At 59.1% G+C, this 13,602-nt stretch carries 15 protein-coding genes; 4 read left to right on the top strand and 11 right to left on the bottom strand.

Annotation, left to right across the window (positions count from 1 at the left end):
* Window positions 1-34: 34 nt before the first annotated feature.
* Both HMPREF3148_RS04575 and HMPREF3148_RS04570 read right to left on the bottom strand, forming a co-directional pair.
* Entirely contained in the window at window positions 35-1,696 is a 1,662-nt protein-coding gene (locus HMPREF3148_RS04575) for a DUF885 domain-containing protein (RefSeq protein ID WP_049151488.1), read from the bottom strand.
* Between the two features lie 69 nt (window positions 1,697-1,765).
* Window positions 1,766-2,335, bottom strand: a complete 570-nt coding sequence (locus HMPREF3148_RS04570; protein ID WP_049151487.1) for an LOG family protein — start codon at window positions 2,333-2,335, stop codon at window positions 1,766-1,768.
* A 30-nt stretch (window positions 2,336-2,365) separates the two neighbouring features.
* Here HMPREF3148_RS04570 and HMPREF3148_RS04565 point away from each other — a divergent pair, with 30 nt between their 5' ends.
* On the top strand, window positions 2,366-3,106 hold the full coding sequence (locus HMPREF3148_RS04565; RefSeq protein WP_049151486.1) for an SIR2 family NAD-dependent protein deacylase: 741 nt from the start codon (window positions 2,366-2,368) through the stop codon (window positions 3,104-3,106).
* Window positions 3,107-3,171: 65 nt separating this feature from the next.
* Entirely contained in the window at window positions 3,172-4,263 is a 1,092-nt protein-coding gene (locus tag HMPREF3148_RS04560; protein ID WP_049151485.1) for an ROK family transcriptional regulator, read from the top strand.
* A gap of 11 nt (window positions 4,264-4,274) precedes the next feature.
* Here the strand turns inward: HMPREF3148_RS04560 and HMPREF3148_RS04555 are convergent, their stop codons facing one another.
* The 9 genes from HMPREF3148_RS04555 to HMPREF3148_RS04515 all read right to left on the bottom strand — a co-directional run bounded on the left by HMPREF3148_RS04555 (window position 4,275) and on the right by HMPREF3148_RS04515 (window position 11,633).
* Window positions 4,275-4,868 carry an HAD family hydrolase gene (locus HMPREF3148_RS04555; protein ID WP_049151484.1) on the bottom strand — a complete coding sequence of 198 codons (594 nt, stop codon included), beginning with the start codon at window positions 4,866-4,868 and terminating at the stop codon, window positions 4,275-4,277.
* Window positions 4,861-5,226 (bottom strand): hypothetical protein, encoded by a 366-nt coding sequence (locus tag HMPREF3148_RS04550; RefSeq protein ID WP_049151483.1) that lies wholly within the window; start codon window positions 5,224-5,226, stop codon window positions 4,861-4,863. Before HMPREF3148_RS04550 ends, HMPREF3148_RS04555 begins: the two co-directional genes overlap by 8 nt.
* A 71-nt stretch (window positions 5,227-5,297) precedes the next feature.
* Window positions 5,298-5,786, bottom strand: a complete 489-nt coding sequence (locus HMPREF3148_RS04545; protein WP_005530522.1) for a ferritin — start codon at window positions 5,784-5,786, stop codon at window positions 5,298-5,300.
* A 248-nt stretch (window positions 5,787-6,034) separates the two neighbouring features.
* Complete coding sequence (locus HMPREF3148_RS04540; RefSeq protein WP_049062317.1) at window positions 6,035-6,829, bottom strand: HtaA domain-containing protein; 795 nt, start codon at window positions 6,827-6,829, stop codon at window positions 6,035-6,037.
* Window positions 6,830-6,932: 103 nt separating this feature from the next.
* Window positions 6,933-7,580 carry a biliverdin-producing heme oxygenase gene (locus HMPREF3148_RS04535; protein WP_049062316.1) on the bottom strand — a complete coding sequence of 216 codons (648 nt, stop codon included), beginning with the start codon at window positions 7,578-7,580 and terminating at the stop codon, window positions 6,933-6,935.
* A gap of 102 nt (window positions 7,581-7,682) precedes the next feature.
* A complete protein-coding gene (locus HMPREF3148_RS04530; protein ID WP_049062315.1) occupies window positions 7,683-9,179 on the bottom strand; it encodes a SulP family inorganic anion transporter in 1,497 nt (498 codons plus the stop codon).
* A gap of 20 nt (window positions 9,180-9,199) precedes the next feature.
* Window positions 9,200-9,715, bottom strand: a complete 516-nt coding sequence (locus HMPREF3148_RS04525; protein WP_049062314.1) for a phosphoribosyltransferase — start codon at window positions 9,713-9,715, stop codon at window positions 9,200-9,202.
* A gap of 56 nt (window positions 9,716-9,771) precedes the next feature.
* A complete protein-coding gene (gene amn, locus HMPREF3148_RS04520) occupies window positions 9,772-11,163 on the bottom strand; it encodes an AMP nucleosidase (RefSeq protein ID WP_049151482.1) in 1,392 nt (463 codons plus the stop codon).
* Window positions 11,164-11,177: 14 nt separating this feature from the next.
* Window positions 11,178-11,633, bottom strand: a complete 456-nt coding sequence (locus HMPREF3148_RS04515) for a MarR family winged helix-turn-helix transcriptional regulator (RefSeq protein ID WP_049151481.1) — start codon at window positions 11,631-11,633, stop codon at window positions 11,178-11,180.
* Window positions 11,634-11,705: 72 nt separating this feature from the next.
* Between HMPREF3148_RS04515 and HMPREF3148_RS04510 the strand changes: the two genes are divergently transcribed.
* Both HMPREF3148_RS04510 and HMPREF3148_RS04505 read left to right on the top strand, forming a co-directional pair.
* Window positions 11,706-12,125 (top strand): organic hydroperoxide resistance protein, encoded by a 420-nt coding sequence (locus tag HMPREF3148_RS04510; RefSeq protein ID WP_005530540.1) that lies wholly within the window; start codon window positions 11,706-11,708, stop codon window positions 12,123-12,125.
* A gap of 297 nt (window positions 12,126-12,422) precedes the next feature.
* Window positions 12,423-13,598: an esterase/lipase family protein gene (locus tag HMPREF3148_RS04505; protein WP_049062311.1), complete on the top strand. Its 1,176-nt coding sequence runs from the start codon at window positions 12,423-12,425 to the stop codon at window positions 13,596-13,598.
* Window positions 13,599-13,602 lie beyond the last annotated feature (4 nt).

Below are 13,602 nucleotides of genomic sequence, written 5' to 3'. Positions count from 1 at the left end.
GTACCTGCTCTGGCGGCATGAGAATTGGGGTCCTTTAATTAAGTACTGCGTGGCGCAGGATAGACATCGGAACCGAGCCCAGTGCGAGGGCCTCGGAGTGGAAGTCACGCACGGACATACCCTGCGCCACGGCTTCCTCGCGGGTCTGCTGCCACAGGCGCTCGCCCAGAGCATAGGAAGGCGCTTGGCCTGGCCAGCCCAGGTAACGGTTGACCTCGAAGTTCAGGTTCGCGTCATCCATCGCGGTGTTCTCACGCATAAACGTCTTCACATGCGCCTTGTCCCACTTGCCCGGATTCGTGCAATCCGGCAGCTTCTTGCCCAAGTGCAATCCGATGTCGACCACCACGCGGGCGGCGCGGAAGCGCTGGGCGTCGAGAAGCCCCATGCGGAAACCAGGATCATCCATGTAACCGAGCTCGGCCATGAGCGCCTCAGCATAGAGCGCCCAGCCCTCGCCGTGTCCGGAGTTCCAGGTCACCGCTCGCCGCCACAGGTTGAGATCCTCCTGCACCAGCGCAGAACCCAACTGCAGGTGGTGGCCCGGCGCGCCCTCATGGTGCACCGTGGTCAGCTCCTGCCAGGTGTGGAAGCGCTCCTGACCGGCCGGAACGGACCACCACATGCGGCCCGGGCGGGAGAAGTCATCCGACGGTGCGGTGTAGAAGATTCCACCAGTACCCGCAGGGTCGATGCGGCACTCGATGTTCTTGATCTGCTCCGGAATGTCGAACTCAGTGCCGTCCAGTTCCTTGATCACCTTGTCCGCGGTGGCCTGCATCCACTCCACCAGCGCGTCGGTGCCCTCAAGAACGTAGCGCTCTTCCTGGTTAAGCTTGCGCATCGCGGTCTTCACGTTGCAGTCAGAACTGTACAGCTCGTGGGCGATCTTCTCTTGCTCAGCGCTGATTTCGGCAACGCGTTCAAGGCCCCATTCATAAGCCTCGTCAAGATCGACGGTGTCACCAACGAACAGCTTGGAGAAGCGCTCGTAGCGGTCACGCCCCACGGCATCCTCTGTAGGAGCCTGCGGCTGCAAGTCGTTGGAGAGCCAGTCAGCGAACTGACCAAACGCATGCTTTGCTGCTTCCACCTCAGGGCCTTCAACTCCCAGGTTCTCTAGCATCGAATCGGAGTCGGCAAGGCGTTCACACTGCACAAAGACCTCGTTAATTTGGCGGTGCGGCGGAACCATGCCGTGCGAAGCAGCCTCCTTAAGGGAGTCTTTATATCCGGTCAATGCACCGCCCACCTTGGACAGGCGGGAGCGAATGGCGTCCAGCTGTTCCGGAGTGTCCTGCGGCATGAGCAGCAAGGTGTCACGGATAGTCTGCACTGGTGAAGCGATGTTGTTGAGGCTACGGATGTCCTCACCATGGTGATGCAGGTCAAGGTCCAGGCAGAGGCGGTCACGCAGGACCGCGGCGGTTACGTAGTCAACCTCGTCGAAGTCATCCTCGTCATCAGACTCGTCGGTGGTGTCATCCAACGCATCGACGTCAGCGACCATGTCTCGCGTGCGATCCGCGATGGCAGCGTAGTACTCAGGTGAGAAATCCTGCAGTTCACCCTCATAACCCGGGATTCCCCAGGCGGTTGCCTCGGTAGGGCTAAGCTGTGCGAGGTCATGAACAAAGTTATCGCAGGCGGCGTCCAACAGAGAGGGCTGACGCTTGTGGGTTGACTCTGAACTCATGAGGGTGAAGTCTATCCTCGATCTGCAAGTTAGGGCCAATTTAAAAGCCAAACGTTGCGGCCTTGTTAACTACTTGTTATTCCACTTAATCCCTGGATTTACCCAACCTTCGAATCCCTCCAGCACAGCCACGGGAGTGGGTGCTAGAACCAGGGCGTCGACAAAGCGGCGCTGCACGAAGCCTGCCTTAGACATTGCGGCAAACATATCGACGAACGGGCGCCAGAACCCCTCAGTATCCACCAGTCCCACAGGTCCCGTCACGTGGCCGAGCTGTTGCATGGTGAGAACCTCAGCAAGCTCCTCCAACGTTCCCACGCCGCCTGGCAGGCAGATGTAGGCATCCGCAAGGTTCTCCATTCGAGTCTTGCGCTCCGCCATGGTTTCCACCACTTCAAGGCTGGTCAGGCCCGGATGCGCGAGCTCCAGATCCACCAGCTGCTCCGGGATCACGCCGGTTACGCTTCCGCCGTGGGCGAGGCAGGCGTCTGCCACGATACCCATCAGCCCCACGTTGCCGCCGCCATAAACCAGGTTCAGACCGCGGTCTGCCAGCTCCTCCCCCAGCTGCCGGGCTGCCTCACCATAAGCTTCAGAGTTACCTGTGGCCGATCCGCAATACACCGCAACTGACTTCATGGATTTCATCCTATAGCTATCGTGGCTTTCATGAATGACAGTCCCAGCGCCCCACTTCGCCATGCTCTGGATCGCGCGCGCGATTTAATAAAGAACGCACACCGCATTGAGATATTCACGGGCGCTGGCATGTCTGCCGATTCAGGTCTGGCCACGTACCGCGATCCCGATTCTGGAATCTGGGAGAACGTAGACCCACAGGACATGGCATCCATTGATGCATGGGCCAAGGACCCAATCCGCATGTGGCGCTGGTACGCCCACCGCCGCCATCAGGCGGAAAAGGCGCAGCCCAACGCAGGTCATATTGCGTTGGCGCAGTGGGATAAAGAGGTCACTGTCACCACCCAGAACATTGATGACCTGCATGAGAGAGCAGGCACTGACGACGTCGTGCATCTCCACGGTTCCCTCTTTGCCTTCAGATGCTGCATGTGTGGGCGCCCCTGGCGCGGCGGAGTCGATACGGATACTCCGCCAAAGTGCCCGCTCTGCGGGAACTTGGTGCGGCCGGGCGTCGTGTGGTTCGGCGAGGCCCTTCCCCAACGGGAATGGGAGGAAGCAGAGAAGAGGATGGCCGCTGCCGATCTGGTGATAATCGTGGGCACTTCGGGCGTGGTATACCCCGCCGCTGGACTGCCCCGGATAGCACACCGGTTAGGAACACCGATCATCGAAGTTTCTCCGCAAAGCACAGATTTAACCAGCTTATCTACGGTTTTTATTAATTCAACGGCCGCGGATGCACTTCCCAAGTTGGCCAAGCTTTAGACCATGTTGTCTAGGCATCAAGTGTCCCATTAGACAAGGCGGTCTAGCCTCTCTATACTTTATGCATGCTCAAACCTGGACCAGTGTTCACGCGCCCACGCACCCCGGCGGCGAAGTGCCTCCACCTCGTGCGTCTTAATCCGATCATCACGCGCAGTGAGCTCGTCGAAGCGACTGGTCTATCCCAACCCACGATCACCCGTGCCACCGCGGCTCTTCTCCAAAAAGGCCTCGTCCAGGAACGCAATGACCTGACTCGTTCACGCGGCCGGGGCCGCCCCACCGTTCCCCTTGAGGTCGCCGAGAATAACTGGATTCTCGCCGGCATTGCGGTGGGCACCTCCCAAACCCACATCGGCTTTTATGACACGATGGGCCGCACGATCCGCGAAGACGACGTCCCTACCCCAGTGGCGCAGTTGAGCGAAGAAGACTTCATTGAGCACATCATGGCGGGCGTCAACCGCCTGATGACCGGCCTCGATCGCAAGCTGGTTTCCGTCGGCGTCACCACCTCTGGCACCGTGGACAACGAGGGCCGCATTACTGCGAGCAACTTGGGCTGGGAAAACGTCGACATCGCCGAGCGCCTGCGCTTTCAGTTTGGCGTTCCCGTGGTTGTCTCCTCCGCAATCCCCGCTATCTTGGGCTCCGAAACACAGGCCGCCGAGCTCGGTAACACCGATCCAGTTCTCGTTCTCTTCGCGGATGACTCTATCGGTGCGGCACTGTCTGCCAATGATGAAGTTTCCCAAATCATTCCCCTTCCGGCGACATCCCAGCTCGCCGACCCAGAGGAATCACTCACCACAGCGGCCGTCCTGCGCAAGCTCGGCCGCACCGGCACCTTGACGGAGGCTGTCGCAGCTGCCGCAAACAACCCGGCTGAACGCAAAATCCTGGATGACCGCGCCCGCCAACTGGGCGAAATCGCCGCATTGCTGGTAAACGAATATAAACCAGCCACTGTCGTTGTAGCGGGTAGCGCCTTCCTCGACGATCCTGCAGCCCCGAAGCTCTTTGCTGCCGCGGTGCGCGAAAAGGCCGGTCGCAGTACCCAGCTGCGCGTCATCCCCTCCCTCAAAGAGATCGTTCGCACCATCACCCGTGCAATTGCGCTGGACCCGCTTCTGCGCGTGCCGCTGGAACTGTTTTAAGCCTCGGCCATTTAAGACTCGTCCACGATTGCGCGCACGTCGTCGGCGTTCGTGAACAAGTGCGCCTGCAATCCTGCTGCGCCCGCTCCATCGACAAAGTCTTGCCGATCATCAAAGAAGTGCACCTTCTCAGCTGTCGCGGCAAGAGCATCGACGGCAACTTTGTATGCCTCTGCATCCGGTTTGGCCACGCCAATATCGCAGCTAAATACCACTGCAGCGCAGTCTTCAATCCAATCGTGTTCACTGCGTACGGCATCCGCCAAGGTAGTGGGGATGTTAGAGAGCAAGCCCACCGTGTGCCCCTCGCCAATGAGCCGCTGCACTAAAGCAACCATCTCCGGTTCGGAGTCCATGTAATAGCGATTGTCGAGTTCCACAGCTTCCGCAATGTCAAACTCCCCGAGCTCCACGCTGGCAGAAATACGGTTCCAATACATTGAATCGGACATGATTCCGGCGTCGTATGCCGGGCGAAACTCCCGATAAGTTTCCCAGAACCTCGCGGGGTCCGCGGGATTTACCAGCCTCTCGAGCTCGGCTTGTTGCTCCGCGCTGGCAATGCGCATGAGCACGCCGTACATATCGAAAAGAAGCTTAGCCATGCGCCCCAGTCCAGACGCGGCGCGCCTGAGTCAGCACAGCCAGGATTCCCACCGCGGCACCGGCAACGAACATCGGCAGCGGAACTTCAGCATGACTCCACGGCAGCATACCGATAGAGGCAACGGATCCGAGCAGTAAAAGCCCAGCCAAGCTATACAGCGAACGAGTCACCGGACGGCACACGCCAAGCGCACCCGCTAGCATCCCGAACCCTGCTACTGGACCGAGCATCAGCGCAAAGGTGAAAAGAAATGTGCCCAACGCAAGGTACGTCGAGTTCATAGCCATACCACCGACTAGAGCCACCGCCAGTAGTGCTAGTGCAAAACTGATGAGGATCTTGTTCTTGGTAGTCATAAATAAAGTCTCCCACCGAGCGTTTACTCGATGGGAGACTTTATTAAATCTTGACGGCTTCGTTATAGATATTACGAGTTGCGGGATGCCAGGCCAGCGTCGATGCGCAGCAGGCCAGAGCCATCGTTACCAACCAACTTAATCTGGTCAATAATCTCGCTAACAGTAGCCTCTTCCCCAATCTGCTCATCCAAGAACCAGTTAATGAGGGAGCGGGAATCCAAGTCACCAGCAGCGTCAGCGGCGCGAGCGATCTCACGGATCTGCTCGGATACCTTCTGCTCGTGAGCAAAGGCAGCCTCGAAAGCATCCAACGGAGTTGCTGCCTTGATGGAAGGAACTGGGATGTCAGAAAGCTCTACTCGGTAGCCGCGGTCCAGCAGGTGCTGAGCAATCTTCTGCGCATGCTCGCGCTCTTCCGCAGCCTGTGCGTAGAACCAGTCGCGCATACCCGGGAAGGAGAGGTTGTCCAACTCGTATGCCAGCTGGGTGTAAATCAGAGCAGCGCCGTGCTCGTTGATTACCTGGTTGTTCAGGAGGGTTTGCAGCTTCTCGTCCATGTCAGGAACCTTTCTCTAAGACCCCCGGTAAGTGCAATTTCCTATCAAACCGGGGCGTTTCATTAAGTGCAACACCAACAATACAGATTTATTTCCGTCGCGCTAGGAAGGATTGCTTTAGCAAACATGCCGGTCAAAGCTACTTTTTGGGTTGGATATCCTAACTTTACTCAGGATATCCACCACTGCATTCCCTCCTTAGGGCAACCGCGACACAACCAAGCCACGCTTGACGACGCCGCCCTTGCCTAGAACAGCTTCGGCAGTTTCAGACCCGGAATCGCACCAGAGAAGGCAGCACCGACTGCAGCCAGAATCGCAATAATCGCGGCTATAATGCCGCCGATTGCACCCGCGGAAGAACCCGCGTCTGGCTTCGAATCTGGATTTGAATCTGGCTCAGTAGCCGCCTTGGCATAGGTGACAGTGAGGTCAGTGTTTCCGTCCTCTAGCGGTCCCGGCTTGTAGATGCCCAGCATCACGTCGCTGCCAACCTGGGTGATGGACGTCTGTGCACCTTTGGTGGTGTAGGTCTTCTCTGCTGCCGGAACAATTGCCTCGCTCAACTTAAAAGTGGAGATTTTTGCGTCATCCAGGTTGGTCTCAAGTGCCTCCTTGCTGCTTGGCCCCTTGGTGCCGGTGGCCTTCACGTCCGCCGTGATAGTGGCATCAGTGCCGGAAACCACCACCTTGATGTCGCTGAACGTCATATCGAGACCAAAGCTGCCATTTGGGCCCAGGCCCGGGTGCGCTTGGAAGTGCAGCGAGCCATTAGTGTCGATGGTTCCGTTACCCTTTGCGTCAACCTTGGATGCGGAAGCATTCACTGGAAGCTTGAAAGTTTTGCCAGCGAGGACGGCACCATCAGTGGCCTCAATCTTCCCTTTCGCAAAAGGCTTTTGTACGTAGGAAATGAAGGACTCCTTGATGGGCCAGTTGAGCTCACCGGAAGCGAGGGCAGGAATTTGGGCAGCGGTAGCAGTAGGTACTGCGAGAGCACCGGCCACGAGAGTGGTGGCGGTGAGCACAGAGATTGGCTTCATTTAGTTCTCCGAATCAGAAAGAGTGTAGATGAAAGTATGCAAGCTTAGCCTTGCCATACCAAAGATAGGTTAGGCAAGGCTAAATTTAAAGTCAAGACCTGTTTTAGTGGAGCCGATCTAACTCAGCAAAGATGCCCGAGTTAAACGCAAAAGCCGCCTGGGCCTCAGAAATAAGCGCCGCCCGCTCCGCTTCTACCAATCGCATCTCATCAATACGCTGCCGGTAACCATTACGGTAAGGCGGAATCTTCCCGATCGCGGTGAAGTCGTAGAAGTTAAGCGCATCCGGATCAATCCCATACAGTGCACCCAACCGCGCCGCAATAACCTGGCCGCCGGAAATGTCACCGAGGTAGCGCACGTAGTGATGCGCCACAACCTCAACCGCATGCTCAGGTGCAGCCAACTGCTCAAGGCGAGCCACATAAGCCGCAGTAGCCGGCAAGATGCGAACCTTATCACGCCAATCCCCTCCCAGCTGCCGAGTCAGATCGACTTCGAGAGCATCACGGCGCTCCAAACGCGGATCGGCCACAGCACTCGCGGTTGCCGTTTCTGCCACGGCACGCACGGCTCGCTCCAACGCCTCATACACAAACCACAGCTGACCGGTCAGATCGGCGACAGCTTTGGCATCTAGCTCGCCCGCCATGAGCCGCTGCATAAAGCTCGATCCCTCCGCCCCCTCATGGGCACGCGCAGTCGCCTCGCGCAAAGCCAGCGATAACGGTTGATCCAGTGCAGTGGTCATAAATTCTCCTTAGAAAAGTAACGCTTACCTAACTTACTGAAACCAATTTAAAGTTAGGGTCGCCTAAAAATCAATATTTGAGGAGAAAATCAACCAAAAGAACTACCAGTCTAATTTTCCGCTCAAACGCTCCAAGCGCTGCAAGCTCGCACCATCCAAGCCCCGGAATTCCACCTCGACCCCGCGGTCGGCATACTTTTCCTGCACCGAATCCAGCGTCGCCACCGTGGAGGCATCCCAAATTTCGGCGCCACTTAGGTCAATAACCACGCGCTCTTCCGGCAACGTGTAGTCGAAGGCATAAACCAGATCGTTCGAGGACGCGAAGAAAAGCTGCCCGCGCACGAAGTAGGTGTTTCCTTCCAAGTCCACCGACACGAAATGCGCCACACGGCGAGCAAAAGCCACCGACGCCGTCAGCACGCCAGCGACCACACCCACTGCCAGGTTATGGGTGAGCAAGGTGCCCACCACGGTTACCAACATGACCACTGTTTCCGAAAGCGGCATAAGCCGCAGCGTACGCGGGTTAATCGAGTGCCAATCCACGGTCGTACCAGCGACAATAATCATCACCGCTACCAACGCCGCCATAGGAATGCGGCCGACGGTCTCCCCCAAGACCACGACGAGGATGAGTAGAAAGACGCCGGCGAGGAACGTCGACAAGCGCGTGCGTGCCTGCGCGCCCTTCACATTGATCATGGTCTGGCCAATCATCGCGCACACACCCATTCCACCAATCAGAGCGGACAAGATGTTTCCCACGCCTTGGCCTAAGGACTCGCGCGTCTTATCGGAGTGCGTGTCCGTAATGTCGTCGACAAGCTTCGCCGTCAGCAGCGATTCCATCAGCCCCACCAGAGCCACGCCAATCGCGTAAGGAGCGATGAGCTCGAGCGTCTCCAGATTCAGCGGCACGTTCGGGATAAACAATCCCGGCAGGCTCGTAGGCAGCTCACCTTGGTCGGCCACGTCCGGGACCTCCCACCCGAATGCAATAGCCAACACCGTGACCACCAGGATGGTCACCAAAGGCGCAGGGATCACCGTGGTCAGACGTGGCAGCACCAGCATGATCACCAGACCCACGCCCACCAGCACGTATGCCATCCACGGGACGTCGCGCAGGTGCGGCAGCTGCGCGGTAAACATCATGATGCCCAAAGCGTTGACGAATCCGGTCATCACCGAGCGCGGGATGAAACGCATGAGCTTGGCGACGCCCAGCATCGCCAAGATGATCTGCAAGATGCCGGCCAACATGATGGTGGCCACCACATAGTCAAGGCCGTGACTGTACGACAACGGCGCAATAACCAAGGCCACCGCGCCCGCCGCCGCAGAAACCATCGCGGGGCGTCCGCCGGTAAACGCGATGGAGATTGCCATGATCACCGAGGCAAACAAACCCACGCGCGGATCGAGCCCCGCCAAGATGGAAAAACTGAGAACCTCAGGAATCAGCGCCAGCGCTACCGCGAGGCCGCCGAAGACCTCCATACGAAAGCGCGCTGGCGAAGAAAATGCGTATTTAAAACTGCCGAGAACAGAAGTAAGTGCGGGTTGCGTAGATGCAGGTGCTGGTTGTTGAGACACCGCACATACTCTAGCGGCCCCTAGGCCCCTTCCCTAAAGGAACCGTCAGCAGTGATAACAGGCAGAACCGACCACGCAAAATTGATCCATGCATCTGTCTTTTTCCACGAGAAATCCGGCTCAAAGATGGTCGTGGGCTTGGTGTAGATAACGGCTGACTTCACCTCGGCGGCCGTTTCCGCCAGCAGGTTGACCACGAGATCGAGAGTCTTTCCAGAATCAGCCACGTCATCGACCACCAGAACCTTCTTGCCCTGCAAGGAATCGGTATCCAGCTGCGGGTTAAGCAGAACTGGCTCGGGCAGGGTCTCCCCGATGTCGGTATAGAACTCCACGTTGATTGCACCCATTTCTTTGACGCCGATTGCATAGCCGATGGCGCCTGCTGGGATGAGGCCGCCGCGGGCGACACCCACGATGAGCTCAGGGAACCAGCCGGAATCCACAATCTCCTGAGACAGGTGCCGGGATGCTTCACCGAAGACCTCCCACGTCAGGTTTTCGCGATCAGGGTAGTACCACTCGGGCTGGGTCATGGAATCTATTCCTTGGGAGACGACGATTTTCGATCCAGCTTAGTCGCATGCCCCGCTCAACGAAACGGAATCTCCCCAATGGTGCGACGCAGCTTGCGAGTGCGGAGTCGCTCGGGATTCTCTGCGAGGGTCTCCATCGCGCGCACGGCACACATGACGTGCGCCTCCTTTGAGTTTGAATAGAAAGCTTGCGCGCCCGCTGGCAGCTTGGGCACCGCGTGCAACGGAAGATCCGACACGGACAGCAGCGTGCCGTAGGGGATGCGATATCTGTACCCATTCGCCGCGAGCATGCAGGACTCCATGTCGATGGCCACGGCGGTCGAGCCACGCAGCCACTCCCACAGCTCGCGCGGGGTGCGCCATTCCCAGTTGCGGTCCGCAGTAGACAGGACGGTGCCCGTGCGCATGAGTTCGTTGTCGGCGCCATAGACCTCCTCGACGGCGGCCTCGAGCATGCGCTGGACCTCCGGGATGGCAGGAATGGGAACGTCGACGGGAATGGCGCGATCCAGAATGTGATCATCGCGCTGATAGGCGTTGCCGAGGATGAGGTCGCCGATGCGCATGCGGCCGTCGAGGCCCGCGCAGTGGCCAATCATGATCCACGCCTCCGGACGCAGCACCGCGAGGGAATCCGTGATGGTCTTCGCGTTGGAAGGACCCACGCCGATATTGATCATCGTGATGCCATCGCCGTCCGGCGTCGTGAGATCGTAGCGCGGCATCTGCACTCGGGTTTGGAGGTCTGCGACCTCGACACCCCAGGCGGCATCGGCAGGCACCGTGCGCCCATCCGGTAGAACGAGGGAGTCATAGCGGGAACCCAGCGCGCGCAGGCCAAAGCGCATGAACTCCGTCATGTGCATGCCGTAGTTCGTGAAGAGAATGTACTTCTGGAGCGAGTCGACCTCGATGCCGGTGTAGTGCTCAATGCGCGCACAGGCGATGTCGAAGCGCTGCGGACCGAAGTGGAACAGCGGCTTGTCGCCGCCGTGGAAGACATCCCAGTGGCCATCGATGATGGCGTCGTGGACCTCGTCGAGCGTGGGCCGCGGAACCTCCGCCGGGCGCTGCTGCGGGACCATCTCGACGCCCTTGATGTACTCGGGTGGGATGCGCACGTCCGAGGGGCCGACAAAGATCTCGCACGGGTAATTCTCGGTGAGCCGAGTGAGCTGTTCCTCCAGGTATCCGCGCAGGAGGTGCGGCTTAGACAGCACAGCGACGTACCGGCCGGACTCATCCACGTATCCGAAAGGCTCGGAGCGGTCGATGGGGCGCCATTCCTTGACGTCGACGACGATCTGCGGATAGACGACGTGCGCGTAGTCCGCGTACTCGCCCTTCTCGAGGCACACGCGCGCACGCTCACACGAGGATTCGTAGAGGTCGATGAGACGCTCGACCGCTGCGGCCGCGTCAGGAACAGGCAAAAGCTGGGTCATAGCCCCCGAGTGTATTAGCGATCCGCGTCCTCGGCATCCGCGGCAATTGCCCCCGACAAGCGGTCGAGCTCCGACTTCAGCAGCTGGATATCGAGTCCAGAGGCGGAGAAACGTTCCATCTGGCGCCGCGGAACGTCCTCGGCATGGTCACGCAGCGCCCGCCCCTGGTCTGTCAGCTTCACAACGCGACGGCGCTCGTCCTGCGGATCAATAGCGCGCGTGAGCAAACCTTGCTTCTCCATGCGGCGCAGCAGAGGGGTCAAGGTGCCCGAATCTAGCCCCAGCTCGGCCGAGAGCTCCTTCATCGTCACCGGATCCTCATGGCCCCAGAGCGCTAACATGGTGACGTACTGGGGATAAGTCAGCCTCATTGGCGCAAGTACGTCCTGGTAAGACCGCTGGACGGCATGGCTCGCTCGGTAGAGGGCGAAGCAGAGTTGGTTGTCCAGTTCCAAAGACGCGTGTGACATGTCTCTAGTACAACGCACTAGGGTTGCGCACAATTAAATTGCGTACAAGGAAATCAACGTAAGGACCCCATCATGGAACCGCTCTACACCACCGAAGCACTCGCAACCGGTGCTGGCCGCAACGGCCGCTCCGTCGTTAAGGATTCTGATCTGGACTTCGATCTGGCCGCTCCGAAGGAAATGGGCGGCTCGGGCGACGGCGTTAACCCGGAGCAGCTTTTCGCCGCCGGCTACGCCGCTTGCTTCCACGGTGCCCTGCAGCTCTTAGCCAAGGGCGAAGGCGCCGACCTGGGCGAGTCCTCCGTGGGCGCTCGCGTTTCCATCGGAAAGGATGAGACCTCCTTCGGTCTTGCCGTTGAGCTCGAGGTCACCATCCCCAACCTGCCGCACGACGAGGTACAGAAGCTGGCCGACAAGGCACACGAGGTCTGCCCGTACTCCAAGGCAACCCGCGGCAACATCGACGTCAAGGTTTCCGTCGTCGAGAATTAATTCCCACCCCTCGCGGTAGCTCGTCCCCCGACTACCGCTTCCAGAGATAAACGAGGGCCCGTCAGCTGCGCACTGACGGGCCCTCTCCCCATGACTAATCTTTCGGCACTCACCTGGAGAAGGAAGTGGAGCGCAACCTTCCCGGCAAGCAACCGCCCGTGATTAGGCAAGGCTTAGTTTATAAACCTTTAGTTGGATGGTCAAGGGGGGAACGAGAACTTTCTCCCGCGATCCCGTGAAAAATCATCGCTACCACTAATGATTCCGAAAAAATAATGTATCGCGGCACGAAATAGGATGGGAGTTATGGCAACAGAATCGTTCAAAGAACCGCTCAAAGAACTCGAAGCCCTCATCTCCGAGGGACTCGGACGGTTTTGGCGTTCAGACCCGACTCCCCCTTCCGTCAGCTACGACGCCACCGAAGGCCTGCCGGAGACACCGGCGGCGGAACAAGTTTCAGACTCTCCGCGCCATGGCATCACCACCCCTGCGCCCGCTAACGCCTTGCGCGAGGAAGTGGCCGACGAAATCGCCGAGCTATTGCGTGCCGAGCGCCGCAGCTTCTTCGACCTCGACTTTCGCCATCCACGCGGGTCCGCAGGCGACGACCACGAGGCAGAGACCGCAGCACGCCTGGCATCGCTACCGCTCGGCGCACGCCTGAAGCCACGCGGCGTTTTTGAGGACGACTGGGCAGCGCGCCCGGATGAAGACCACCCATGGCCCATCATTCTCATCCATGGGACGACGGATACGAAGGGCGTATGGCAGCTGCTCGGCTCCGAACTGCGCGAGGACGGCTGGGCCGTGTTCGCACCGGACTATGGTGCCCGCGCCACCGGCCCCATCGCCGCCTCCGCCGATCAAGTCGGCGCGTATATCGACGCGGTCCAAGCCGTCACCGGCGCGGAGCAGGTCGTGCTCATTGGACACTCCCAAGGCGGCATCGTCGCCCGCTACTGGATGCATAACCACGATGCGGTGGACCGCGTGCGCCACATCATCTGCCTGTCGGCGCCCAACCACGGCACCACCCAAGGCGGAATCGTCAGCTCGTTGATTTCCAACCGCCGCCAAGAACACGTCATGCGCTCCATCATCGACGCTTACTTCGGCCCAGCTGGCATGGAACAAATCGTGGGCAGCGCGACGCTGAACGAGCTCAACCACAACGGTGACCTGGCCCCCGGTGTGAGCTACACATGCGTGGCCACCAAGCAAGACTCCATCGTCGTGCCGCCGGAAACCTGTTTCTTGGATCCCGGCGACACTCCCGACGGAACGGTGCGCAATGTCTATGTGCAAGACGTCGACAAACGCGCCGTCGTCTTACACATGGATATGCCCATGGACAAGCGCGTGCGCGCCATCGTGCGCACGGTGCTCAAACAGCTCTCCCCCACCCAGGACAATCCTCACGACGCCCAAAGCCACGCCCTTGCCAACGCGGGTCACGCCGACTCGGATTAAACCC

This window comes from Corynebacterium sp. HMSC05D08, assembly GCF_001807215.1.
In the GTDB taxonomy this organism is placed as follows: domain Bacteria; phylum Actinomycetota; class Actinomycetes; order Mycobacteriales; family Mycobacteriaceae; genus Corynebacterium; species Corynebacterium striatum.
The sequence above is the reverse complement of the archived record's forward strand: the minus strand, read 5'-3'. Positions and strand labels throughout refer to the sequence as shown.

Coding starts and splice junctions, on each gene's coding strand:
- HMPREF3148_RS04575 (WP_049151488.1), bottom strand. CDS start 1,696: ATGAGTTCAGAGTCAACCCACAAGCGTCAGCCCTCTCTGTTGGACGCC.
- HMPREF3148_RS04570 (WP_049151487.1), bottom strand. CDS start 2,335: ATGAAGTCAGTTGCGGTGTATTGCGGATCGGCCACAGGTAACTCTGAA.
- HMPREF3148_RS04565 (WP_049151486.1), top strand. CDS start 2,366: ATGAATGACAGTCCCAGCGCCCCACTTCGCCATGCTCTGGATCGCGCG.
- HMPREF3148_RS04560 (WP_049151485.1), top strand. CDS start 3,172: ATGCTCAAACCTGGACCAGTGTTCACGCGCCCACGCACCCCGGCGGCG.
- HMPREF3148_RS04555 (WP_049151484.1), bottom strand. CDS start 4,868: ATGGCTAAGCTTCTTTTCGATATGTACGGCGTGCTCATGCGCATTGCC.
- HMPREF3148_RS04550 (WP_049151483.1), bottom strand. CDS start 5,226: ATGACTACCAAGAACAAGATCCTCATCAGTTTTGCACTAGCACTACTG.
- HMPREF3148_RS04545 (WP_005530522.1), bottom strand. CDS start 5,786: ATGGACGAGAAGCTGCAAACCCTCCTGAACAACCAGGTAATCAACGAG.
- HMPREF3148_RS04540 (WP_049062317.1), bottom strand. CDS start 6,829: ATGAAGCCAATCTCTGTGCTCACCGCCACCACTCTCGTGGCCGGTGCT.
- HMPREF3148_RS04535 (WP_049062316.1), bottom strand. CDS start 7,580: ATGACCACTGCACTGGATCAACCGTTATCGCTGGCTTTGCGCGAGGCG.
- HMPREF3148_RS04525 (WP_049062314.1), bottom strand. CDS start 9,715: ATGACCCAGCCCGAGTGGTACTACCCTGATCGCGAAAACCTGACGTGG.
- amn (WP_049151482.1), bottom strand. CDS start 11,163: ATGACCCAGCTTTTGCCTGTTCCTGACGCGGCCGCAGCGGTCGAGCGT.
- HMPREF3148_RS04515 (WP_049151481.1), bottom strand. CDS start 11,633: ATGTCACACGCGTCTTTGGAACTGGACAACCAACTCTGCTTCGCCCTC.
- HMPREF3148_RS04510 (WP_005530540.1), top strand. CDS start 11,706: ATGGAACCGCTCTACACCACCGAAGCACTCGCAACCGGTGCTGGCCGC.
- HMPREF3148_RS04505 (WP_049062311.1), top strand. CDS start 12,423: ATGGGAGTTATGGCAACAGAATCGTTCAAAGAACCGCTCAAAGAACTC.